This is a genomic window from Sodalis sp. RH21 (genome assembly GCF_047324175.1).
Taxonomy (GTDB): Bacteria; Pseudomonadota; Gammaproteobacteria; order Enterobacterales; family Enterobacteriaceae; genus Acerihabitans.
Window position 1 is genome coordinate 531,003 of the sequence record NZ_CP178732.1, and the last position, 25,108, is coordinate 556,110.

Sequence of the window (25,108 nt, forward strand, 5' to 3'; positions counted from 1 at the left end):
AAGCATGATGAGTATCATGTTTGATGGCGACCCTTCCCCATCGGGCTTTGAGGGTTATTCCAATCGTCAGGAGAAAAAAATGAATCAACAATCTAATAATAATATTGTTAATGGCGCGGGAACCGCGGTCATCACCGGCGCCTCCTCAGGGCTAGGCCGTGTCTATGCCGAGCGGTTGGCGCAAAGAGGCTATGATTTGCTGTTGGTGGCGCGTCGCGGCGACCGGCTGAACGCTATCGCCCAAGAACTGGGAACGCGTTATAGCATTAAGGCGCGCGCACTGGCGGCCGATCTGGCCGCCGCCGCTGATTTGGACGGCGTGGTCGACGCCATTGCCGCCGACGACTCCATTACTTTACTGGTAAACAACGCCGGCACTTCGCATCTGGCGCCGGCGGAACAGACGCCTTTACCTGTGCTGGCGTCGCTCCTGAATTTAAATATTGCCGCGCTGACCAGGCTAAGTTTGGCCGTGCTGCCGGGGTTCAGGGCGCGCAATCACGGTACGTTGATCAATATCGGATCGGTACTGGGCTTCACGTCTATACCGGGCAGCAGTATTTATAGCGGGACCAAATCTTTTGTACTCGGTTTCACCATGGGGCTGCAAAATGAGTTTGCCGGGACCAATGTCAGGATTCAACTGGTGGCACCGGCGTCGACCGCCACCGAGATTTGGGAAATTTCCGGCGTCCCTCTTGCCAGCCTCGATCCCGCAACGGTGATGGATGCCGCGCAATGCGTGGATGCCGCCCTGGCCGGCTTGGATCAGGGGGAACTGATTACGCTGCCTTCGCTGGAAACCGCCGTGCTGCTGGACGATTACGAACAGGCGCGACAGGCGTTAGTCGGCGCCATCAACCGGGGACAGCCCGGGTCCCGCTATTTGCCGCGATAAGCTGGAGGTTATCGAGCGTAGCGGCCGCCGCGGGTGATAGATAATAGTGATATACCTTGAAAAGCCGGTGTATTGGTGACATTGTTAACCCCAATAATATGGATGCGCAACCCTTTGGTATGTATGCATAATTTCCCAATCGCTATCGTTTGCGATAGCGATGTTAATGGTAAAAGGAGTCAGTCCCATGACCAGGATCACCATTGCGGGCGGCACGGGGACGCTAAGGGATGCCTTACCCGGGGCCCTTGCCGGCCGGGGAATCAGGGTACGTATGCTAATGACGGATTCCCTTCCCGCGCGGAGCGCCTGCGGCGGGGATAATATCGAGTTTATGTCCGTCGATCCGGAAGATAGCGGTGCTCTGCGCCGGGCGTTCCGGGATACCGATCGCGCTTGCCTGTGGACCGGCGCCGTCGGCGGCCTGGCCCGGTACGATCTGGCCTTGATTGATGCGGCGCTCCAGGCCGGGGTTCCGTATCTGGTTAATGTCGCGCAAAGCGCTACCGTGGATGGGCGCGGGTACCCGGGCTATGAACCGCAGGGGGAAACCGACGCCTATCTCGCCGCTCGGGGGGCGCTGACCACTCTGGTGCGGCCGTCGCTTTCCATGGATCGGGTGTTCGCCGCGGCGCGATCTTTCGTGCCGCGGGGGCAATGGGGCGGCTCGGCGGGCAGCGGGCGGGTCGGGTTGGTGGACGACCGCGATGTGGTAGCCGCCACGGCGCGTATTTTGTTGGAGGGCGAGCAGCGCCACGGCCATAAAACCTATCGCCTGACCGGACCCGCGGCGGTGACGATGGGGTATATCGCCGATTATCTCTCGGAGAGTCAGGGACGGCTGATAAAATACCGCTACCGTACCGTTGAAGAACAACGACGGGTCTACCAGGATGCCGGCCTGACGTCCCAGGTCATCGATCGCTTGCTGGTGGTGGAAACCCAAATCAGACAGGGTATGTTTGCCGCGACCACCACCGACGTGCAGGACCTGACCGGGCTGCCCGCCAGATCGGTTATCGCTTGGATACGCGAGCATCGGGCTGATTTTGTCCCGCGGACCGCCGGTTAAAGGCCGCCGTTTTGATTCCTTATCCTTTTCTTTCCGCATGACCATGCCGACGGCTTATTTCACAAGTCCGCCGGCATTTTTCCTGCGCGGACGGTGATTTTTTATGTGTATTTGCCGTTGGCAATATAAAATAGCCGATTGAAATATATTATTAATCTTTTATCGTTGTGATTTATATTATTTGGGGTTAGTTCAGTCAATGTGAAAATATTTATAATATCGCAGCAATTTAAATTTTAAAACCGATTCTGGCCGCCATAAGACCGGCAACGACGCGCCGTAAAAAGGCTGATAAAACCAGCGAATAAAGGCACCCGCGGATATCAGTACGGCTGTGGATGCCAATTCTTCATATCATATTTCTTTTTTGAATTTAATCTTCGTTTAATTATTGGCGCCTATAGTCATTTTTAAAATCCATTTCGTATACGGTGTGAATTATGGATCGCCTATTACCTTTTTCCCGCCCGGCAATGGGTGAAAATGAAATTGCAGCTGTTGAACAGGTACTACGTTCCGGCTGGATAACCACCGGCCCGCAGAACCAGCAGTTGGAAACCGGTTTTAGCGCCGTCTTCGGCTGCAAGCACGCCATTGCGGTCAGCTCCGCCACCGCGGGCATGCATCTGGTGCTGGCAGCGTTGGGCATCGGTCCCGGCGACGAGGTTATCACCCCTTCCCAGACGTGGGTCTCCACGCTGAATATGATCGAACTGCTTGGCGCCCGGCCGGTGATGATCGATGTCGATCGCCACACCCTCATGGTCAGCGCGGCGGCCGTAGAGGCGGCCATTACCCCCCGCACCAAAGCCATTGTCCCGGTACATTACGCCGGCGCGCCATTGGATTTGGACGCGCTGCGCGCCGTGAGCCGGCGCCACGCCCTGCCGCTGATAGAGGATGCCGCCCATGCGGTGGGCGCCCGCTATCGGGGCAATTGGGTCGGCGCCAGCGGTACGGCGGTTTTTTCTTTTCACGCCATCAAAAATATGACCTGTGCGGAAGGCGGCCTGGTGGCTACCGACGACGACGCCCTGGCCGAACGCGTGCGCAGGCTGAGATTCCACGGGCTGGGCGTCGACGCCTTCGATCGCCGGCGGCAGGGCCGCAAGCCGCAGGCCGAGGTGGTTGAACCCGGCTATAAATATAACCTCTCCGATATCCATGCGGCGATTGCCGTGGTGCAACTGGCACGGTTGCCGGAGCTTAACGCGCGCCGCCGTGCGCTGGCCGATCGCTATAGCGCGGCGCTGGCGGATTCCCCGTTCCTGCCGCTGGGCCTGCCGTCTTATGCCCACGATCACGCCTGGCACCTGTTTATGGTGCGGGTCGACCCCGAACGCTGCGGACTGACGCGCGATCGGCTGATGGAATATTTGCAGGCGCGCGGTATAGGCACCGGCCTGCATTTCCGGGCGGCGCATACGCAACAATTTTATCGCCGCCGTTATCCGGCGCTGTCATTGCCGGAAACCGAATGGAATTCGGCCAGGCTGTGCACGCTGCCGCTGTTTCCCGATATGACCGCCAGCGATGTCGATCGCGTGGTTGAAGCGATGCATTCTGCCCTGGAGCACTCCCTTGTCCTGCGTTGAACCTATCCAGAAAGTCTCAGTCATCATTCCGGTATTTAATGAGCAAGAGAGCCTGCCGGCACTGATCGCCCGCACCGTGGCCGCCTGCCGGCAACTGAGCCGGCCCTATGAAATCATTCTGGTGGACGACGGCAGCGGCGACGGTTCGGTCGAGCTTATGACCCGGGCCGCGGAGCTGGCGGAAAATCACGTTATCGCCGTGCTGCTCAACCGTAATTATGGCCAGCATTCCGCCATCATGGCCGGATTTATCCAGGCTACCGGCGATCTGATCATCACGCTGGATGCGGATTTGCAAAATCCACCGGAAGAAATTCCGCGGCTGGTCGGCGTGGCTGAACAGGGCTACGACGTCGTGGGCTCGGTGCGCGCCAATCGCCAGGATGCCTGGTTCCGGAAATTCGCTTCGCGTTTGATTAATAGGGTGATCCAGCGCGCCACCGGCAAGGCGATGGGGGATTATGGCTGCATGCTGCGCGCCTACCGCCGGCAGGTCGTGGATGCCATGTTGCACTGCCACGAACGCAGCACGTTTATTCCCATACTGGCCAACTCTTTTGCCCGGCGCGCCATTGAGATAGAGGTGGGCCACGCCGAGCGGGAATTTGGCGATTCCAAATACGGCCTGTTTAAACTTATCAATTTAATGTACGACCTGGTGACGTGCCTGACCACTACGCCGCTACGCTTATTGAGCGTGGTCGGCAGCGTTATCGCCGTTTCCGGTTTTACCCTTTCGGTCATCTTGATCGCCATGCGCCTGATCCTCGGACCGGCGTGGGCGGCGCAGGGAGTATTCACACTGTTCGCGGTGCTGTTCACTTTTATTGGCGCCCAGTTTGTCGGTATGGGGCTGCTGGGTGAATACATCGGCCGTATTTACAACGATGTCCGCGCCCGCCCCCGTTATTTTGTCCAGCAAGTGATTGGCGGCCCGCAGCCCACGCGCACCCGGGAAAAACAAGAATGAAAGTTATCGTATTCGCTTACCATAATATTGGCTGCGTTGGCCTGAACGCCCTGGTTGACGCCGGTTTTGAGGTACAGGCGGTATATACCCATATCGACGCCGCCGGTGAAAATACCTTTTTTTCCTCCGTCGCGCGTCTCGGGGCGGAGCTGAATCTACCGGTCCATGCCCCTGACGATGTCAACCATCCGCTTTGGGTCGATCACATCCGCGCCCTGCGGCCCGAGATGATTTTCTCATTTTATTATCGCCGGATATTGAGCGAAGAGATCCTGGCGCTGGCGCCGCGCGGGGGATTTAACCTGCACGGCTCCCTGCTGCCCCGTTATCGCGGCCGCGCACCGGTGAACTGGGCGCTGGCCAATGGTGAAACCCATACCGGCGTAACGCTGCACCGGATGGTGAAACGTCCCGACGCCGGGGATATCGCTGGCCAATATAAGGTCGCCATCACCGCGGATGACACGGCGCTGACGCTGCATGCCAAGCTCAGCGAGGCGGCCGGGCTGCTGTTAAACGATCTGCTGCCGGCGCTGAAAACCGGTACCGCGTCCCTGACGCCGCAAAATGAGAGCGAGGCCAGCTGCTTTGGCCGCCGCACCGCGGCCGACGGAGAAATTTTCTGGCACAAATCGGCGCCTGAGATCGCCAATCTGGTGCGCGCGGTGACCGAGCCTTATCCCGGCGCTTTCAGCTACTTCGGCCAGAGGCGGCTCATCATCTGGCGCGCCCGGGCCGTGAATATCAAGCATGATCGGCAACCGGGCGCCGTGCTGTGCGCCGAACCGCTGACCATCGCCTGCGGCGAAGGGGCGCTGGAAATCATCGCCGGCCAGGCCGATGCCGGCTTGTATTTGCAGGGCGATCGCCTGGCCCGTGAAATGGGCATCGCGGCCGGCGTGCGCCTGGCGGCCAGACCCGGCATCGCGCGGCAACGCCGCACCCGCGTGCTGATTCTGGGCGTTAACGGGTTTATCGGCAATCACCTGACCGAGCGCCTGCTGCTGGAAGGCAATTACGATATTTACGGGCTGGATATCGGCTCCGACGCCATCAGCCGGTTTATGGCTAATCCGCGTTTCCATTTTGTGGAAGGGGATATCAGCATCCATTCCGAATGGGTGGAATACCATATCAAAAAATGCGACGTGGTCTTGCCGCTGGTGGCTATCGCCACCCCTATCGAATACACCCGTAATCCGCTGCGGGTATTCGAATTGGATTTTGAAGAGAACCTGAAAATTGTCCGCGACTGCGTCAAATACCATAAACGCATCATTTTTCCGTCCACTTCCGAAGTTTACGGCATGTGCGACGATCAGGAGTTTGACGAAGACCGCTCCCGCCTGATTGTCGGACCGATTAATAAACAGCGCTGGATCTACTCGGTATCCAAACAGCTGCTGGATCGGGTTATCTGGGCCTACGGCGCCAAGGAGGGGCTTAAATTCACCCTGTTCCGGCCGTTTAACTGGATGGGTCCGCGGCTGGATAACCTGGACGCGGCGCGCATCGGCAGTTCCCGCGCCATTACTCAGTTGATCCTGAATCTGGTGGAGGGTTCCCCCATCCAACTGGTTGACGGCGGGGCGCAAAAACGCTGTTTTACCGATATTAACGACGGTATAGAAGCGCTGTTTCGCATTATTGAAAACCGCGACGGCCAGTGTGATGGCCAAATCGTGAATATCGGTAATCCCGATAATGAGGCCAGTATCCGCGGGCTGGCGGAAATGCTGCTGGCCAGCTTTGAAAACCATCCGCTGCGCGATCGTTTTCCGCCGTTTGCGGGTTTCAAGGATATCGAAAGCAAAAGCTATTACGGCCAGGGTTACCAGGATGTGGAGCATCGCAAACCCAGCATTGAAAACGCCCGCCGCCTGCTGGGCTGGCAGCCATCCGTCGCCATGGAGGATACCGTGCGCGATACCCTGGACTTTTTCCTGCGCAGCGCCGTCGAACAAAGCCAGTGCGTATGAAAACCGTCGGCCTGCGGGTGGACGTGGACACCTTCGGCGGCACCCGGGACGGAGTGCCGCGCCTGCTGGAACTGCTTGAACAATTCGGCGTCAAGGCCAGCTTTTTTTTCAGCGTGGGCCCCGATAATATGGGCCGCCATCTCTGGCGCCTGCTGCGTCCGCGCTTCTTATGGAAAATGCTGCGCTCCCACGCCGCGTCTCTCTACGGATGGGACATCCTGCTGGCCGGTACCGCCTGGCCGGGCAGGAATATCGCTGCCACCCTGGGGCATTTAATGCAGCAGACCGCAGCGCAGGGGCATGAGGTGGGGTTGCATGCCTGGGATCATCAGGCCTGGCAGGCCTGGGCCGGGCGCTGGCCCATCGCTGAGCTGGAGCGGCATATCAGGCTGGGCGTCGATACGCTTGCCAACACCCTGGGGCAAGACGTGACGTGTTCCGCCGCGCCGGGTTGGCGCGCCGACGAGCGGGTGCTGAAGGTCAAGCAGCGTTTTGGGTTTCGCTATAACAGCGATTGCCGCGGCACCCATCCGTTTCGCCCGCGGCTCGGCGTAGAGGGTATCGGCACGGTGCAGATCCCGGTTACCTTGCCTACCTTTGATGAAGTGATTGGCAAAGAGACCCGGCTCGGCGAGTTCAACGACTATCTGCTGGAATTGATTCGCCGGGATAACGGCGTGCCGGTTTACACCATCCATAGCGAAGTGGAAGGGCGGTCGCAGGCGGTGATGTTTGAACAGTTATTGCGGCGCGCCCAGGCGCAAAATATCCGCTTTTGCCCATTGAGCGCGCTGCTGCCGGCTGATATATCCACCTTACCCCTGGGAAGGGTGGTGCGCGCGCCGTTTCCCGGACGGGAGGGCTGGCTGGGATGCCAGGCCCCCCTTGGCGCGGAGCGCCCGGTATGAATCTATGGCGCCGGTTGACCGGATGCCGGCTCGCCGGCTTGGCGCTGTTTTATGCGATGCTGTATCTCTTGCCGCTGAACGGCCGGCTATTGTGGCAGCCTGATGAAATCCGCTACGCGCTGACCAGCCGCGAAATGCTGAACCGGGGCGATTGGATTGTGCCAAGCCTGCTGGGGGTGCGTTATTTTGAAAAACCGGTGGCGGGTTATTGGCTGAATAATCTCAGCCAGTGGCTGTTTGGCGACTCAAATTTTGCCGTACGCTTTGGCGTGGCGCTGAGTACGGGTATTTCCGCGCTGTTGGTTTACGTGCTGGCCATGATGATGTGGCGCAATCGCCGTACCGCCGCATCCGCCGCGCTGATATTCCTGTCGATGCTGCTGGTATTCGGCATCGGCACGTATAGCGTGCTTGATCCGATGGTGGCGCTGTGGCTGACCGCCGCCATGGTCAGCTATAACCTGGCGCTGGAGTCTCCCGGGGGGATGGATAAGCTGGGGGCCTATCTCCTGCTGGGGCTGTTATGCGGCATAGGGTTCATGACCAAAGGGTTTCTGGCGCTGGCGGTGCCGGTGGCGGCCGCGCTGCCGGTCGCCATCCAGCGGCGACGGGTCAGGGAGCTGTTGCTTTACGGGCCGGCGGCGGTGCTGGCCGCGGTACTGCTGAGCCTGCCATGGGCGCTGGCCATCGCCCGGCGGGAGCCGGATTACTGGCATTATTTTTTTTGGGTGGAGCATGTGCAGCGTTTTGCCGATGATGATGCCCAGCATAAAGCGCCGTTCTGGTACTATTTGCCGGTGCTCGCCGTCGGAGCCTTGCCCTGGCTGGGTCTGCTGCCGGGAGCGCTGCGCGCGGGCTGGCGGGAACGGGGCGCGCGGCCGGAACTGTTTTTCCTGCTGAGCTGGGTGCTGATGCCGCTGCTGTTTTTCAGCGTCGCCAAAGGGAAATTATTAACCTATATCTTGCCCGGCATGGCTCCCCTGGCCCTGCTGATGGCGGCCTACGCCCAAGGGTGCGTCGCCCGCCGCCGCAACCGGATCTTCAAGATTAATGCGTTGATCAACGGCCTGTTCGGACTGCTGGCCGCGGCGTTTATCGCCGCGGTGGCCGCCGGAATGTGGCCCAGGATTATCGCGCTCGGCCAGGACGAGTGGCCAAAAATCGCGCTGGGCATAGCGGTCTTTACCGGCTGGGTGTTATTTGCCGTGCTTTCCGGCAGCAACGGCGGGCGGCGCTGGAGGTGGGCGGGGGCCTGCCCCGTATTGTTCAGCCTGCTGGCGGCCCAGATTATTCCCCAGCAGGTGATCAACGGCAAGCTGCCGCAGCCGTTTATTCACGCTAATGCGGACGTACTGCGCCACAGCCGCTATGTGCTGAGCAACAGCGTGGGCGTGGCCACCGCGGTGGCCTGGGAATTGAAGCGCAATGACGTGAAGATGTACCGCGAGCGGGGCGAACTGGCCTACGGGCTGGCATATCCCGATGCCCGCGACCGTTTTGTCAGCGAGACGGACTTTCCGCATTGGCTGGCGGATTCCCGCAGGAAAGGGGATGTGGCGCTGGTGCTGCGCCTGTCCGCCGGCGATAGTTTGCCCGCCTATCTGCCCAAGCCGGATACCGTGAAATTTACCGGCCCGCTGGCGCTGGCGCTATACCGCCAGCAAGCCAAGCCGCAGCCGTGAACGGTTATGGGTTGATCGTGCTGGTCAGTCTGCTGACCTGCGCCGGCCAATTGTGTCAGAAGCAGGCCGCGATGCGGTGGCAAACCAACCCGCCGCGTCCAGATCGGCGCGTGGCCACCCTATGCTGGTTGCTGGCGGCCATGGGCCTGTTGGCGATTGCCCTGGCGCTATGGTTGCGCGTGTTGCAACTGTTGTCCCTGAGTTTGGCTTATCCCATGCTGAGCTTTAATTTTGTGCTGGTTACGCTGGCCTCCCATTGGTGTTTTGGCGAGCCCGTCGCTGCCCGCCACTGGTGGGGCGTGGCGTCAATTATGCTGGGAATAATGCTGTTGAGCATCACGCCATGAAACGTGCTGCCATAAAAGGCTATGCGTGGGCCGCGGGCAGCCTGCTGCTGGTAACGCTGGCGCAGTTGTTGATGAAATGGGGCATGCAGCAGCTTCCTCATCCGGCGTTAACCGAACTTACGCCGATGCTGGCCACCCGCTGCGGCATACCGCTGCTGGCGGTGGCCTGCGGCATCGGTGGATATGCCCTGTCCATGCTGTGCTGGTTTAACGCATTACTCTATTTGCCGCTTAGTCTGGCTTATCCTCTGCTCAGCCTCAGCTATGTGCTGGTTTACCTTGGCGCCATTTTATTGCCCGGCTTTAACGAATCCGCCACCGCGCTGAAAACGCTGGGCGTGGTGTTTATTCTGCTTGGCGTTGGGTTGATTAATAAAAATCGTCCAAAGTAGTTTTGGTTTAATTATATATTCAGCCGTGGAAATGGGCGTCGCGGTGAATTAATTGATACCGAAACTGCCGGCCAGCGATGTCCACTATCCCAGCGTCAGCCCACTCCCCCATGGGCCAGGGTGGGAGTGACAGGCTTATGAAAGCAAATGCGTTACCTTCAATACCTTCAGTGTCGATGAGACAGGACAGACCCCTGCCAAAGATGCGCCCGCCAAAAGATTAATAGAAGTTTAATAAGTGTTTAACAATCTTGCCAATTCTGGATTGATTTATTTTTGCTCTCACACGCATAATGCCAACAGGTAATACGAATATTTACATTTAGTTACATTATGATACAAGTGACCCAGCTCATCGTGTGAGAAGTATTGTGCTGTGGCATGTGAGAAAAGGACAGTGATGTCCGCCGATATTCATTGTGCAAGGAGCCATGGATGCGCCATGATTGCGCCGGTACTATGCCGCAACTGACCCGCTGGGGACTGCTTTGTCTGTTCATCATTCCCGCCCCGCTGTTTGCCGGCCCTTTTTCAGGGGGGCCCGTACCAAGCGCGTCGGCCATTGATGCCCAGGAACAATTCAGGCAACAGGAAAGGCAGCGCGCTCTGCAAAAGCAAAATGCCCCGGATTCCGATGTCCGGCTTGCCCGTCCCGGCATAGCGCTGACTGATTATCCCGTCGATGAACACCCCTGTTTCGCTATCAATACTCTTCAATTGGAAGGCGATTCCGCCGGCAGTTTCCAATGGGCATTGGAAGCCGCCAGCGACGCCAAAGGCCGCTGCCTGGGAAGCCAGGGGATTTTGCTGGTCATCAATAAAGTCCAGAATGCCATCCTGAAAAAAGGCTACGTCACCACCCGCGTGGTAGCACAGGAGCAGGATCTGGCCAAAGGCGTGCTGACGCTGACGCTTCAGCCTGGACGCATTGGCAGCATACGCTTCGATGGGCCGGTTTCCTGGCGCGCCCGGCTGTGGAACGCCGTGCCGGCCTCACCAGGCGATATTCTTAACCTGCGCGATATCGAGCAAGCGCTGGAGAACTTAAAACGCGCCCCCAGCGCCGGGGTCGATATCAAGATTGTACCCGGTCGACAGGAGGCCACCAGCGACCTGCTGGTGAGCTGGAAAGAAGGCCGCCCGGTTCGTCTCGGTCTGGGGCTGGATGACAGCGGCGCCACAAGTACCGGCCGCTATCTGGGTTCGGCGACATTGGCGATTGATGCGCCCTTTGCCCACAATGACCTGTTTTATGTCAATGTGGTCAAAAATGTGTTTCAGCACGGGCCGTTTGGTTCCCGTGCAAACACCCTGAATTACTTTATCCCTGTCGGGAACTGGGGGTTTTCCGCCAACTACAACGATCACACCTATCACCAGAATCTAGCCTCGGCCAACCAGATATTGGCCTACAGCGGCGAGAGCGACAACGTTCAGCTAACGGCGTCCAGGCTGTTGTTCCGCAATCAGTTGCATAAAACCACCCTCAACATGCGCGCCTATCGCCGCCATTCCACTAATGCCTCGTGCGGAAAAAATATCCCGACCCAGCACCGCCGTACCGCGGCTTGGGAGCTGGGGTTTAACCAGCGCAGTTATCTCGGCAAGTCCACTTTGGATGCCAACGTCAACTGGCGGCGGGGGACCGGTGCGTTCGGCGCCCTGCCGGCGCAGGAAGAATCCCTAAAAACCGGCAGCGCCCGCACGGGTTTCGCCACGGGGGATATCAGCCTGAATTATCCATTTTCCTGGGATAGTCAGCCCTGGCGGTATTACACCAGCCTGCGCGGACAGTGGGGCCAGAATCCGCTAACGCCGCAAGATCGGATGGCCATTGCCGGGCGTCACACCGTGCGCGGTTTCGACGGCGAGCTAAGTTTGTCCGGTGAAAAGGGCCTGCTTTGGCGTAATCAGCTGGCCTGGAACGTGATGTCGCGCGGTCATGAACTTTACTGGGCGGTGGACTATGGCCGCGTTGACGGGCCGGGGACCCGCCAATTGGTCGGACATCAACTGGCGGGCAGCGCCATAGGGCTGAGCGGCGCGTTCTGGGGACGGTTCAGCTACGACCTGTTTGCCGGGGTTCCGCTTTATAAACCCGAAGGTTTTCACACTTCCGGCGTCACCAGCGGCTTTAACCTCAATCTGCAAATCTGATAACCACTGATACTGATTATCGGTGTCACGGAAACGCTTTTACTGATTGGACGGTATTTTTCCAGGGACGTGAACCATGAACAAACATTGCTATCGCCTTATTTTTAGCCGCACCCACGGTGAATTGCGGGTGGTGTCCGAGCTGGCGCGCAGTTGCGGCACCGAACCCGGTCAACGCCGCGGAACCGGCGCACGCCTTTGGGTGACGGTGCGCCGAACCGAGTGGCTGCTGGGGTTGGCCCTGTTTGCCGGACCGGCGATGGCGGGCGGCATTATCGCCGACAATCAGGCGGCACAGCAATTGCGCCCGGAGGTGATAGCCACCCAGAACGGCCTGCCGCAGGTAAATATCAACGCGCCCAATCAGGCCGGAATATCCCATAATCAGTATCAGCAGTTCGATGTTGGCCCTCAGGGCGCCATCCTGAACAATTCGGCGGTGATGACCTCAACCCAACTGGCGGGTATTATCCAGGGCAATCCCAACCTCAATCCGAACGCCGCGCCGGCGCAGGTCATTCTCAATGAAGTGAACAGCAACAACCCCAGCCATCTGCGGGGTTATCTGGAAGTGGCCGGCGGCATGGCGCAGGTGATTGTGGCCAATCCGGCGGGGATTATCTGTAACGGCTGCGGCACCATCAATGCCGGGCGCATGACGCTCACCACCGGCAGGCCGCATCTGAACGCCGACGGCAGTCTGGCGGGGTACCAGGTCGAGCGGGGCCTGGTGAGCATCGAGGGCGGCGGGCTTAATGGCGATGATCGCCATGATACCCGGTATGTCGAGATTCTGGCGCGCGCGGTGGCAGTGAACGCCGGCGTCTGGGCCAAAGATGAAATTTCGGTGGTGGCGGGCCGTAACCACATCAGTGCGGACGGCAAGACGGTGACCCCGCTGGCCCCGGACGGCAAGTCACCTGACCTGGCGATAGACATGGGGCAACTGGGCGGCATGTATAGCGGCCATATCCGCATGATAGGCACCGAAGCGGGCGTAGGCGTGCGCAGCCAGGGCGTACACCTGCAGGCGGGCGCGACCCTTACCGTGAGCAGTGAAGGCCGGCTTAGCTGGCAGTCCGGCGCGGTGGAGGGCTTCACCCAGGCCGGAGGCGACATCACGCTCGCCGCCAGGGAAGGTATTGAGCATCACGGCAAGCTGCACAGCGGAGGGCAGCTTATCGCGCAAAGCCGCGAGGGGGATATCCGCCAGTCAGGCACCCTGGCGGCGGCGGGCGACGTTCGGCTGGACGCTGCCCGGGGCATTCAGAGCAGCGGACACCTGCTGGCGGGCAGCGATGAGCACAGTACGCTGATACGTGAGGCGGACTTGACGTTACGTAGTGACGAAGACATTCGGGCCGGCGGCAGCCTGCTGAGCAAGAAGAATGTCAACGTAACCGGCCGGCGGGTCGATATCGGCCGGGGTCGTCTGGCGGCCAGCCATGCCGTAATTGTGGCGCGGGCCGGCGGGGTAGGCCTGCAACAGGCGACGGTCGACAGTAGTCAGCTCACGGTCAGCACGCCAGGCAATATTGATGCACAGCAAGCGCAGGTGCGCGCCGATCGCTGGGATATTCATGCCGACGGTTTGTTTACCCAAGGGGGCGTCTGGTCGCAGGTGGGTCCTGGGGAGAGCCGATTTGCCCTCGCCGGTTCACTGGATAACACCGATGGCGACATTGCCACCCGGCAACTCAGCCTGGATACGGCCTGCGTTAATAACTTGCGGGGCCGCCTGACCTCTCTGGACGGGATCGCCCAGCACTGGCGGGTGAGAGAGCAATTGAGCAACCGAGAGGGTATGGTGGGCAGTAATGGCAGCCTGGTGCTTGAGGTCGGTAGCCTGGATAACCAGGCGGGCACTTTGCAGAGTCAGTCGGCGTTGAGCGTCACGGCCCGGCAAGCGGTCCATAACCACCAGGGCAAGCTGCTGGCTGGTCAACAATTGACGCTGAATACCTTGGAAACAGTCGACAACCGGTCCGGGACGATGCGCGGCGAGCACCTGCAGCTTACAACACAAGGGTTGAACAATGCGCAGGGGCAACTGCTCGGCCAGGGACTCCTGCGCCTGAATGCGCGTCGGTCGGTGGACAACCAGCACGGGCTTATCGATGCCGGCAACGTGCTGGATATCCGTACCGACGGCGGCTGGGATAACCGCAACGGTAAAACACAGGGCGGCAGCCAGGTCAGCGCGGTGGCCGGACATATCAATAACGCGGCCGGCATGCTGCGATCGGGCGGCGGCATGACGCTTGACACCGCCGGCAACCTCATCAATCAGGCAGGAACCCTGTCGGCAAAGCAAGGGTTGAGCTGGCAGGGTGGTACGGACAGCCTGCTGGACAATGATGCGGGCACATTGTTCAGCGGTGCGCAGATATCGCTGCAGGGCGGGCACCTTAACAACCGGCGGCAAGGGATAATACAAAGCGAGCAGGCGGTCGCCTTGAACCTGGACGGCGGCTGGGATAACCAGGACGGAAAACTGTTCAGCGCAGGAAGCTTGGCCCTGAATGCGCGTCAGTCGGTGGATAACCAGCATGGGCTTATTGATGCCGGTAACCTGCTGGATATCCGCACCGGCGGCGGCTGGGATAACCGCGACGGTAGCGCCCAGGGCGGCGGTCACGTCAGGGCGGTGGCCGAACATCTCAACAACGCGGCCGGCAGGCTGCGATCGGGGGGCGGCATAACGCTCGACACCGCCGGCAACCTCATTAATCAGTCAGGAACCCTGTCGGCAAAACAGGAATTGAGTTGGCAGGGCGGTGCGGGCAGCCTGCTGGACAATGATGCGGGAACGTTGCTCAGCGGCGGTGAAATGTCGCTGCGGGGCTGGCACCTGAACAACCGGCAGCAAGGGGCAATACAAAGCCAGCAGGCAGTGACGCTGGATCTGGACGGCAACTGTAATAACCAGGGCGGCAGACTGGTCAGCGAGGAAAGCCTGTACCTGAATGCGCGTCAGTCGGTGGATAACCAGCATGGGCTTATTGAAGCGGCCAATGCGCTGGAGAGCCATACCGACGGCGGCTGGGATAACCAGGGTGGCAAACTGGTGAGCAAGGGACGGTTGCACTTGAGTGCGCGTCGGTCGGTGGATAACCGGCACGGGCTTATTGAAGCGGCCGACGCGCTGGAGATCCGCACCGACGGTGACTGGTATAATCGCGACGGTAGCGCGCAGGGCGGCAGCCGGGTCATCGTGGCGGCTGACAATATCAATAACGCGGCCGGCGGGCTGCGATCGGGTGGCGGCATGATCCTCAACACCGTCGGCAACCTCGCCAATCAGGCGGGTACCCTGTCGGCCAAACAGGAGTGGAGCTGGCAGGGTGGTACGGATAGCCTGCTGGACAATGATGGCGGCACGTTGTTCAGCGGAGCAGAAATGTCGCTGCAAGGCGGGAGCCTGAACAACCGACAGCAAGGGATGATTCAAAGCGAGCAGGCGGTGACGCTGAACCTGGATGGCGCCTGGGATAACCAGGGCGGCAAGCTGTTGAGCAAAAAAAGCCTGCACCTGAATGCGCGCCGGTCGGTGGATAACCAGCACGGGCGTATCGAAGCGGCCGACGCGCTGAATATCCGTACCGACGGCGGCTGGGATAACCGCAATGGCAGCGCGCAGGGCTGCAGCCGGGTCAGCGTGGCGGCTGACAATATCAATAACGCGGCCGGCGGGCTGCGATCGGGTGGCGGCATGTTCCTCAATACCGCCGGCAACCTCGCCAATCAGGCAGGTACCCTGTCGGCCACGCAGGGGCTAAACTGGCAGGGTGGTACGGACAGTCTGCTGGACAATGATGCGGGTACTGTGTACAGCGGCGAGGAGCTGTCGCTGCAGGGCGGGAGCCTGAACAACCGGCAGCAAGGGATGATACAAAGCGAGCAGGCGCTCACTCTGGACATGCAGGGCGCCTGGGATAACCAGGGGGGCAGACTGGTCAGCGAGGGAAGCCTGCACCTGAATGCGCGCCGGTCGGTGGATAACCGGCACGGTCTTATTGAGGCCGCGGACGCGCTGGATATCCGCACCGACGGCGGCTGGGATAACCGCGATGGCAGCGCGCAGGGCGGCAGCCAGGTCAGCGCGGTGGCCGGACATCTCAACAACGCGGCCGGCGGGCTGCGATCGGGTGGCGGCATGACGCTCAACACCGCCGGCAGCCTCATTAATCAGGCCGGGACCCTGTCGGCAAAGCAGGAGGTGAGCTGGCAGGGTGGGGCGGGCAGCCTGCTGGAGAATGATGGGGGCACGTTGCTCTGCGGGGCGCAGATGTCGCTGCAAGGAGGAAGCCTGAATAACCGGCAGCAAGGAATAATACAAGGCGAGCAGGCAGTGACGCTGAACCTGGATGGCGCCTGGGATAACCAGGGCGGAAAGCTGGCCAGCGAGGGAAGCCTGCATCTGAATGCGCGCCGGTCGGTGGATAACCGGCACGGGCTCATCGATGCCGGAAAGCTGCTGGATATCCGTACCGACGGCGGCTGGGATAACCGCGATGGCAGCGCGCAGGGCGGCAGCCAGGTCAGCGCGGTGGCCGGACATCTCAACAACGCGGCCGGCGGGCTGCAATCGGGCGGCGGCATGACGCTTGACACCGCCGGCAACCTCATCAATCAGGCCGGAACCCTGTCGGCAAAGCGGGGGTTAAGCTGGCAGGGCGGCCCGGACAGCCTGCTGGACAATGACGCGGGCACGTTGCGCAGCGACGAGCAAATGTCGCTGCAGGGCGGGAGCCTGAACAACCGGCAGCAAGGAGCGATAAAAAGCCAGCAGTCGCTGATTCTGAACCTGGACGGCGACTGGAATAACCAGGGTGGAGAACTGGCCAGCGAAGGGAGCAACGCGGTACGCGCCCTCAATCTCCACAATACGCACGGTGACATAAAGGCGCTTGACGCGCTGGATGTGCAGATCGTCCGCACGCTAAATAACAGCAATGGCCGCATCTTCAGCCAGGGTTCGCAGTCCCTGGGAGCGGAAGATTTTGTTAACGAGCGAGGATGGGTGGGCAGCCATGGCGGCTGGTCCGCCGTCGCCAGCCGGTTTGATAATCGCGAGGGCAGTGTGCTGAGTCAGCGGGATTCGACGCTCGCCGCCACCACGTTCGACAACTGTCAGGGCTCGCTGCAGTCAGCCGGCTCGCTGGTATTGCGTATCGCGCAGGACATCTACAACCGGGCAGGGAAAATCAGCGCCCAGCTCCACCTGGATATGCGGGGCGTCACTGACGGGGCGGCTACGGGTAAGCTGCATAACGCCGGCGGGCAGCTGCTTGCCGGTGACGCTTTGGCAGTGGCGGCGCAAAGCGTGGATAATCGCCAAAACGGGTTACTCTACAGCCAAAAGCAGATGAGGTTGACGTTGAATGACTCCCTGGATAACCGTCAGGGAAAACTGAAAAGCGGCGAGGGCCTGCAACTAAGCGCACAGTCGCTGTTCAATACAGAAGGGGTGCTGGATAGCCAGCAACAGCTTGGCCTGCATATCCTCGGGGCGCTGCACAATGCGCAGGGAGCGCTGAGAAGCAACGGCAGCCAGCAAATATCGGCCGATCGGATAGACAACCAGAAGGGACTGGTTAGCAGCATGGATGCGTTGACGCTCGACGCGCGCACCCTGGATAATTCGGACGGAACGTCTATCAGCAAGCGCGACGGCCTTTACCGTGTTGATTTGCTCAACAATCCACAGGGTAAAATCTACAGCGGCGATGCGTTGACACTCAACGGCGGCCAGGTGAATAACCAGGCGGGGCATCTGGTATCAACCCGGGCAATGACGCTTGGCGGCGCGCGGCTCAATAATAGCGGGCAGGGCAAAATTACCAGCCGGGACGCGCTTCACGTGCAGGCCGACCGGCTGATCAACCGAGATGGCGGATTGCTGTTGGGCACAACGCACACCAATGTGATGGCCCATGAGTTGGATAACGCCTCAGGGAGGGTGCAAAGTGCCGGTACTCTGACACTGTCGCAAATGACCCAATTAGATAACCGCCAGGGGCATCTACTGGCCAACGGTGCGCTGAATATTAACACCATCGATCCCCAAGCGCTGACGCTGTTCAATCAGGGCGGCGCCATTAAAAGCGGGGATGTTGCTACCGTTAACACCCAAATCCTACATAACCAGGGCGGGACATTACTTAGCCATCAGGCATTGACGTCGTCCGTGCAGCAGGACTACACCCACCAGACCGGCGATACGCTTAATAGTAATGGTGTGGTGACATTCTCTGTTGGCGGCGTCCTGACAAACCTGGCCAACTGGCTACTATCCGGTGGCCTGATCGTTAACAGCACACAGTTCACCAATCAGGGCACTTTGGTCGGGAAAACGCTGGATTTGACTACCGGAACGTTGAACAACCAGGGCCGCCTCGAAGCAGGCAATATGACCCTTGTTAGCGACACCCTGAATAATCCCGCGACTATCGTGGGGGATAATGTGAGTGTACGCAGCAGGATTATCGACAACGACGGACATGATGCGGTCATGGCCGCCGCGGAAAGCCTTTGTCTAAAGGCCGGCGAGCGCCTGACCAACCGGGGTGGCGGCTTAATCTACAGCGCCGACACACTGCAACTTGGCAGTGATGATCTGATTGAGAACCGGGCCAGCCGCATCGAGGCCAATGGGGATGTTGCGGTTGAAGCCCGGCGGCTGGACAATCTGCGCGAAGGGCTGGATATCGTGCGCGAAGCCGAAAAAAACGACTACGCATGGAATCGTGCCAACTACTACTGGCGTTCCTATGACTCGAAGGTCAATCCCAATAAGGGCACCATCGCGCCCACGACCCAGCGGCTGACGTTCCGCGATGACGCCGCGGCGGCAAACGGCCGTTACGGTACCCTGCTGGAGATAGATGCCGCCGGTAAAAAAGCGCAACTACATGTTAGGGACAATAAAGGCAAGATGCGCAAGATGTGGGTTAATTACCTGGCCCTGACGCCGGGTAGCGACGGCGGTTATGACATGACGTTTTATGAGACGCGTGGTTTTCGCCAGAAAAATGTCCCGACCCCCTATCACAATACGTTTTGGCGTGAATGCGACCGCGGCCGGACTGATACATGGCATCCTGAGCGGTATATCGACGTTGCCGAGGCCCCTTTTGTCACCGACTACAGCAATTTTCGCGAGAGGATGGTGACGGGTACCGTGACCACGGACCGGCTGGTGTCAGCGGGTACCGGCGCCGATTTTTTGGCGGGCGGCGATATGGTGTTGCGCATTTCCGGCCAGTTGCTTAATGACGCCAGTACGCTGAGCGCTAACAGAAACCTGACTATTGAAGGCGATGGCAAGGTGATCAATCGGGGCTATTCGGTCAATGAACGCCGCCAGGAGCACATTGTCGATCACTATGACAAGGACGCCAGGCACTGGTATCCGGCCTTCAACAGCGATGAGACCACGGCGTTGGCCACGATTGACGGCATCTTGACCGGGCACGGCAAAGTCACTATCAGCGGTATTGGTATCGAGAACATCACGGTCAACCCGGCGCAAATCAGCACGGTCAAAGCCGCACAGAAAGCCGCCGCCGCCGCGCGCGCAGAGTGGCAACGCAATCCGCTGGCGGTGAAAGTTGAAGGAGCGAACTGGGGCATGGCCGATATCCAGTTGACGCCGGGCAGCCGGCCGCTAACGTCGGCAGAACTGTCCCTAACCCCGGCAGAACGTCGGCTCTCGCCGGCGAAACTGACCCACTCGCCGACAGAATGGAGCTTCACGCCGGCAGAGTTGATTCTCACCCCGGCGGATCGGAGGCTCTCACCGGCAGAACTTATCCACATGTCGGCAGAACGGGGACTTTCACCGGCAGAACTGATGCTCACGCCGGGCAGCCGACCGCTTACGCCGGCCGAACTTACGCTGACCGACCAGCAGCATGTTGGCAGAGTGGCGACATCCATTCCCAACAATGGCCTGTTCCGCCAGCAGCCTGTCGCGGGAAGCCGCTATCTGGTGGTGACTGACCGCCGGTTTACCGACCGGGGCAGGTTCATCAGCAGCGATTACCTGTTGCAGCGCGTAGGGTATGACCCCGCCCAAGTCCATAAACGCCTGAGTGATGGATACTATGAGCAGCGCCTGGTGCGCGAGCAACTGCTACGGTTGACCGGTCGTCAATCCGTGCGCGGCGAGGATGCAATGGCACAATATCAGGCGTTGATGAATAGCGGGACCAAGGCGGCTTCAGACTTCCAGCTGGTACCGGGTATAGCGCTGACGCCCGCGCAAATTGCCGCTTTGCAACAGGATATCGTCTGGCTGGTGAGCGAAACGGTCGACACCGTTGAAGGACCCCAGACGGTTTGGGTGCCAAAGGTGTATCTGGCCAGTAACACCTTGCGTTTGACGGGGGATGGCGCATTGATTGGCGGGGGTAGCGTGAATCTGTCGACCCGGAGCCTGGCCAATGCCGGTAGCCTGTTTGCCGACAAGGCGCTAGAGATTGACGCCAGCCACTTCCTGCAACAGGGCGGTGACATCCGTGCCGATACCATTAATATCCACGCCGACAGCCTTGCCCTGAGCACCCAACTGCAGGATGCGCTGCGCCAGGCGACGATGAGCGCGCGTGATATCAGCCTCACCGGCGGCGATATCCTCCTGCAGGGGGCCAGGCTCGACGCCAAGCAGAGTCTCAGTCTGAATGCACGCAACAATTTGGATATCACCACGGCCAGAAGCAGCACGATGGCAGATCTCGTGGTGTCAACCGGCACGATAGCCAACCGGACCGGTAATGCGATAACCTTAGCCGGAAACCATATGGCGCAGGACAACGATCGCATGGCGCGGGTCAGCGGTGAATGGCAACAGGGACTGGGCAGTACGCTGAGCGCCGGTGGCAACCTTAGCCTGAAGGCGGGTCAGGATATCTCCCTGCAGGGGAGCCAGGCTGAAGCCGGGGGCGTTACGCATGTGCAGGCCGGCGGGGGCGTGAAGTTACTGGCGGATACCACCACCAACACCACCCATCTCAGGGCTGGCGACCGTACATCATCGGTGAGCAACCGCCGTGAAGAGGACAATTTGCACCTCAGTACCCTGAGTGGCGCCAAGGGCTTAACCCTCCAAGTGGGAGCAACCCTGGTGGCCGAAGGGGCACAGGTCGACAGCTCGGCCGGCAGTATTGGCCTGAGCGCGCAGCAGGTAACGGTCAACGAAGCGCGCCAGCGCGTCAGGGATCGGGACAGCGAGCGCAAACGCAACGGCAAGACGCAAAGCCGGCGCGAGATGGAAACAGCGACCGATAGCGCCGTGAGCAGCACTCTTACCGGTCGTGACGGGATCATGGTCGTTGCCCGTGAGGGTGATATCTCGGTTACGGGCAGTACGCTGCACAGTGAGCAGGGGGCGCTTGCGCTGCGGGCGAACAGGGACATCATCCTGAATAGCGCCACCGAAAGCGAGTACCAATTCTCGGACGAACTCTCGGAGAAAAAAGGGTACATGTCGAAGAGCAGCCGCCGCAGCGTGCAGGAGGATCGCGTCACCCGCGAAACAGGCACCCTGCTGAGCGGCAATACGGTATCGATCAACGCCGGCAACGACCTGACTGTGACCGGATCGGCGGTGGCGGGGGACCACGATGTCACCCTGCGGGCGGGCAACAACATCGACATTACCGCCGCCACCGAAACCCAGTCGCATTATTTACTGGAAGAGAATAAAAAGAGCGGGCTAATGGGCAGCGGGGGTATTGGCTTTACCGTGGGTAGTCAGTCGACCCGTCACCAGGTCAACGAAGACGGCATCACGCAAAGCCAGAGCGTCAGCACGGTGGGCAGCAGCCAAGGCAATCTGAGTATTACGGCCGGCAACAGGTTGCACATCGGCGGCGCCGATCTGGTGGCCGGGCAGGATCTCGCGCTAACGGGCGATAGTGTGCAGATTGACCCGGGGTATGACCAGCAGACCAGTGAAGAGACGTTCGAGTCAAAACAGAGCGGCCTGACTCTGGCGCTGTCGGGTACGGTGGGCAGCGCGCTTAATACCGCGGTCGGCTCGGCGCAGCAGGCGAAGAAAGAGAGCAGCGGCCGGCTTCAGGCCCTGCAAGCCACCAAGGCAGCGCTCTCAGGCATACAGGCGGCACAGGCGTATGACTACGACAATGCCCTGACGGACGCGGCAGACTATAAAAATGCAAATCAAGGCGCCACCAATACCGTGGGAGTTACTCTATCCTATGGCAGTCAATCCTCGCGGAGCGAAACGCGCAGCAAAAGCGTACGGTCGCAAGGCAGCATGCTCAACGCAGGCAAAGATCTGAAAATAACGGCCACCGGCACCGGTGCGGACGGCAAGGGGGATATCGTCGTCCAGGGTAGCCAACTGAAGGCCGGCGTGGATATTTCGCTTGCCGCCATGCGGGATATCACCCTGCTGTCGGCGCAGAATACAGAACAAATCGACAGTAAAAACAGCAGCAAGGGCGGCAGCGTCGGCATAGGTATCGGCGTTGGCTCCGGCGGTTATGGCATCACCGTATCGGCGAGCGTCAATGCCGGCAAGGGGCATGCGAAAGGTCGCAGCCTGACCCATACGCTCACCACCCTGGATGCGGGACAAACCCTTACCCTCAACAGCGGCCGCGATACTGCCCTGACGGGGACGCAGGTCAACGCAGATAAGATAAGCGCCGATATCGGCCGCAATCTGACCCTGGCCTCCGAGCAGGACAGCGATCAATATGACAGCCAGCAGCAGAACGTCAGCGCGGGCGGCAGTTTTACCTTTGGATCGATGACCGGTTCGGCCAACGTAAACGTCAGCCGCAACGCGTTGCGCAGCAACTATGACTCGGTTACGGAGCAGACCGGGCTGTTTGCGGGTAAAGGCGGTTACGATATCAAGGTTAAAGGCCACACCCAATTGGACGGGGCGGTTACCGCCTCCGCGGCGGTGCCGGACAAAAACATGCTGGATACCGGCACGCTGGGCTGGACGGATATCGACAACCAGGCTGACTATAAGTCCGAGCAGCAAAGCGCGGGCTTTAACAGCGGCGGACCGATTGGGTCTAATATGCTGAGTAATGTCGGCGCGTTGCCGCTGGCGGGTATGAACCGTGAGGGGCACGCGTCCGGCACCACGAAGGCGGCGGTAGCGGCCGGCGGTCTGATCGTTCGGGACATGGCGAAGCAGCAGCAAGACATTGGCCAGCTCAGCCGGGATACGGACCATGCCAATGACGGCAGCATCAGCCGCATATTTAACAAGCAAAAGGAGCAGGAGCGGCAGAAAGAGGCGCAGCTTATCAGTGATATTGGCGCCCAGGCGCTGGATATCTATAATACGCATGCGGCGACGACGGCAACCCGCGAGGCCAGCGCCAGGATGTCGGATATGACGACGCGCGCCAAGCTTGAAGAGCAGGCGAAAAAGGAGCTTGAAACGGCGAAGAGCGCCAATCCCGCGGTGGATAGCGGCTCGCAGGCGGTCAAGGACAACGCGTGGCATAGTGCTTACGACCATGCTCTCGCATCCCAGGGCGCCGAGATGGGCGGTAGCGTCAGGATGGGTGCCAATGCGGTGGTAGGTGCGCTGCAGGGGCTGGCCGGCGGGGATATCAAAGCCGCGCTGGCCCAGGGGGCGGCCCCTTATCTGGCTGGACAGGTGAAGGCCATCACCACGCAGGGCAAGGCGTATGGCGAACTGAGCGATGCGGAAAAACGCAACAACGTGGTGGCCCATGCCATCCTGGGCGGGGTGATAGCCGAGCTAAGCGGCGCCAGCGCGGCGGCGGGCGCGACCGGCGCGGCAGCCGGGGAACTGGCCGCGCCGGCGATAGCCCTGGCATTATACGGCACCGCGGACAGCGATAAACTGACGTCACAGCAAAAAGAGCACCTGGGCGCGTTGTCGACGCTGGCATCGGGTATCGCGGCGGGGGTAAGCAGCGACAGCGCGTCGGGTGCGGTTGCGGGGGCGCAGGCAGGGAAGAATGCGGTGGAGAATAACTATTTGACCGGTGATGACGGTCGTGCGTTTGAAAAAGAGTGGCAGGCCTGCCAAGCTTCTGGCGGTGACTGTGGCGCTGTTGTAGACAAATACGCGGCAATAAATGCCCGACGTAACGAAGAACTTCAGCAAATCTGCGCTGACAGTCCGCTCACCTGTGCCAGCTATCAAAAACAATTGGTGGAGAACGGAATGGATGCTGCGACCCGCCCAACGTGGATGCCGGACTGGTTTGGTGCGCCAATACGAGATGATGAGATACGTGGCGTGGTGCAGACGGAAAACGCCACGGCTCTGGAGTACATCCATAAGAATACCGATAACTGGGACCGGTTGGGATCGTTTATAGGCGAACCGAATAATGTCGTCGGCCTGGTTGGAACGGTAAAGTCCTTCTTCAAGGACTCAGCGACAAAAACAGCTAAAGCCACCGGTGCAGCAATGAGTTTAGGGGCGAATGCAAGCGTTCAGCTGTATGAAGGGAAAACTGGCGATGAATTTGATTACGTTAGCTTGTTAACGGCTGGCGTAAGTGGAGCCGCCGGGGTAGGAAAATCGCTTGATAGCAATGTCAGGTTGAGTGTGGGCGGGGCTTATTTAAGTAGCCAGGTAACGGGTGAGAATTCGGAATCTGCCATAGTAGGCGCGGCAGCAGGTACGGCCTTAGGGTTTGGTGCGGGTACAGCTATTACAAAAGTTTGGGAAGCTAAACTTGTTAAAGAGCATTTTGGTATGGAAGCTAGTAAGAATGCTTTGAAATACTCAGAGACTGCGTTTGGACCAGGTTATCTGTTCAAAGAAACAACAGTGAGTCCTATACCTAGTATTTCTGGTGGTGTAGTTGGGTCAAGCTTTCAAGAAGCCTCGGGTAATGCTATTCAGAAGGAAATAAGGCAGGAGAAGGTTATTGAAAAATAAAATATTTTCTTTGTTATTTCTCATTGCTTATTTTTCTTTGACATTTGCACTTGTTTTTCCTTTTGGAATGTGGCTGATTTTAAAGGATTTTAAATTTACAGATGTAATTCACTATGCAAAGTTAGGCAGTTACCTTGGTATATATTGTGGATTCGGAATTTGGTTTTTATACAGGGTTGTTTGGAAATATTA

At 59.4% G+C, this 25,108-nt stretch carries 11 protein-coding genes; all 11 read left to right on the plus strand.

Going from position 1 to position 25,108, the window contains the following annotated elements:
• The first annotated feature begins 79 nt into the window (after positions 1–79).
• Positions 80–898, plus strand: coding sequence for an SDR family NAD(P)-dependent oxidoreductase (locus tag ACL2XP_RS02495; RefSeq protein WP_413737004.1), 819 nt, complete (start codon positions 80–82; stop codon positions 896–898).
• Between the two features lie 187 nt (positions 899–1,085).
• On the plus strand, positions 1,086–1,970 hold the full coding sequence (locus ACL2XP_RS02500; protein ID WP_413737005.1) for an NmrA family NAD(P)-binding protein: 885 nt from the start codon (positions 1,086–1,088) through the stop codon (positions 1,968–1,970).
• Between the two features lie 440 nt (positions 1,971–2,410).
• Complete coding sequence (arnB, locus tag ACL2XP_RS02505) at positions 2,411–3,565, plus strand: UDP-4-amino-4-deoxy-L-arabinose aminotransferase (RefSeq protein ID WP_413737006.1); 1,155 nt, start codon at positions 2,411–2,413, stop codon at positions 3,563–3,565.
• Positions 3,552–4,535 (plus strand): undecaprenyl-phosphate 4-deoxy-4-formamido-L-arabinose transferase, encoded by a 984-nt coding sequence (arnC, locus tag ACL2XP_RS02510; protein ID WP_413737007.1) that lies wholly within the window; start codon positions 3,552–3,554, stop codon positions 4,533–4,535. The genes arnB and arnC overlap by 14 nt, the downstream gene beginning before the upstream one ends.
• Positions 4,532–6,514 carry a bifunctional UDP-4-amino-4-deoxy-L-arabinose formyltransferase/UDP-glucuronic acid oxidase ArnA gene (gene arnA, locus ACL2XP_RS02515; protein WP_413737008.1) on the plus strand — a complete coding sequence of 661 codons (1,983 nt, stop codon included), beginning with the start codon at positions 4,532–4,534 and terminating at the stop codon, positions 6,512–6,514. Before arnC ends, arnA begins: the two co-directional genes overlap by 4 nt.
• The gene (arnD, locus tag ACL2XP_RS02520) at positions 6,511–7,422 is read left to right on the plus strand and encodes a 4-deoxy-4-formamido-L-arabinose-phosphoundecaprenol deformylase (protein WP_413737009.1); all 912 of its coding nucleotides are present in this window, start codon (positions 6,511–6,513) and stop codon (positions 7,420–7,422) included. Before arnA ends, arnD begins: the two co-directional genes overlap by 4 nt.
• Complete coding sequence (gene arnT, locus ACL2XP_RS02525; protein ID WP_413737010.1) at positions 7,419–9,104, plus strand: lipid IV(A) 4-amino-4-deoxy-L-arabinosyltransferase; 1,686 nt, start codon at positions 7,419–7,421, stop codon at positions 9,102–9,104. Before arnD ends, arnT begins: the two co-directional genes overlap by 4 nt.
• Positions 9,101–9,451 carry a 4-amino-4-deoxy-L-arabinose-phosphoundecaprenol flippase subunit ArnE gene (gene arnE, locus ACL2XP_RS02530; protein WP_413737011.1) on the plus strand — a complete coding sequence of 117 codons (351 nt, stop codon included), beginning with the start codon at positions 9,101–9,103 and terminating at the stop codon, positions 9,449–9,451. The genes arnT and arnE overlap by 4 nt, the downstream gene beginning before the upstream one ends.
• Before the next feature lie 11 nt (positions 9,452–9,462).
• Positions 9,463–9,843 (plus strand): 4-amino-4-deoxy-L-arabinose-phosphoundecaprenol flippase subunit ArnF, encoded by a 381-nt coding sequence (gene arnF, locus ACL2XP_RS02535; protein WP_413739060.1) that lies wholly within the window; start codon positions 9,463–9,465, stop codon positions 9,841–9,843.
• Positions 9,844–10,302: 459 nt separating this feature from the next.
• Positions 10,303–12,000, plus strand: coding sequence for a ShlB/FhaC/HecB family hemolysin secretion/activation protein (locus ACL2XP_RS02540; protein ID WP_413739061.1), 1,698 nt, complete (start codon positions 10,303–10,305; stop codon positions 11,998–12,000).
• Between the two features lie 76 nt (positions 12,001–12,076).
• Positions 12,077–24,916: a hemagglutinin repeat-containing protein gene (locus ACL2XP_RS02545; RefSeq protein WP_413737012.1), complete on the plus strand. Its 12,840-nt coding sequence runs from the start codon at positions 12,077–12,079 to the stop codon at positions 24,914–24,916.
• Positions 24,917–25,108: the final 192 nt, after the last annotated feature.

What these genes read in the sequence shown, in the direction of transcription:
- arnB (WP_413737006.1), top strand. Translation starts at nt 2,411, where the DNA reads ATGGATCGCCTATTACCTTTTTCCCGCCCGGCAATGGGTGAAAATGAA.
- ACL2XP_RS02540 (WP_413739061.1), top strand. Translation starts at nt 10,303, where the DNA reads ATGCCGCAACTGACCCGCTGGGGACTGCTTTGTCTGTTCATCATTCCC.
- arnT (WP_413737010.1), top strand. Translation starts at nt 7,419, where the DNA reads ATGAATCTATGGCGCCGGTTGACCGGATGCCGGCTCGCCGGCTTGGCG.
- arnA (WP_413737008.1), top strand. Translation starts at nt 4,532, where the DNA reads ATGAAAGTTATCGTATTCGCTTACCATAATATTGGCTGCGTTGGCCTG.
- ACL2XP_RS02500 (WP_413737005.1), top strand. Translation starts at nt 1,086, where the DNA reads ATGACCAGGATCACCATTGCGGGCGGCACGGGGACGCTAAGGGATGCC.
- arnD (WP_413737009.1), top strand. Translation starts at nt 6,511, where the DNA reads ATGAAAACCGTCGGCCTGCGGGTGGACGTGGACACCTTCGGCGGCACC.
- ACL2XP_RS02495 (WP_413737004.1), top strand. Translation starts at nt 80, where the DNA reads ATGAATCAACAATCTAATAATAATATTGTTAATGGCGCGGGAACCGCG.
- ACL2XP_RS02545 (WP_413737012.1), top strand. Translation starts at nt 12,077, where the DNA reads ATGAACAAACATTGCTATCGCCTTATTTTTAGCCGCACCCACGGTGAA.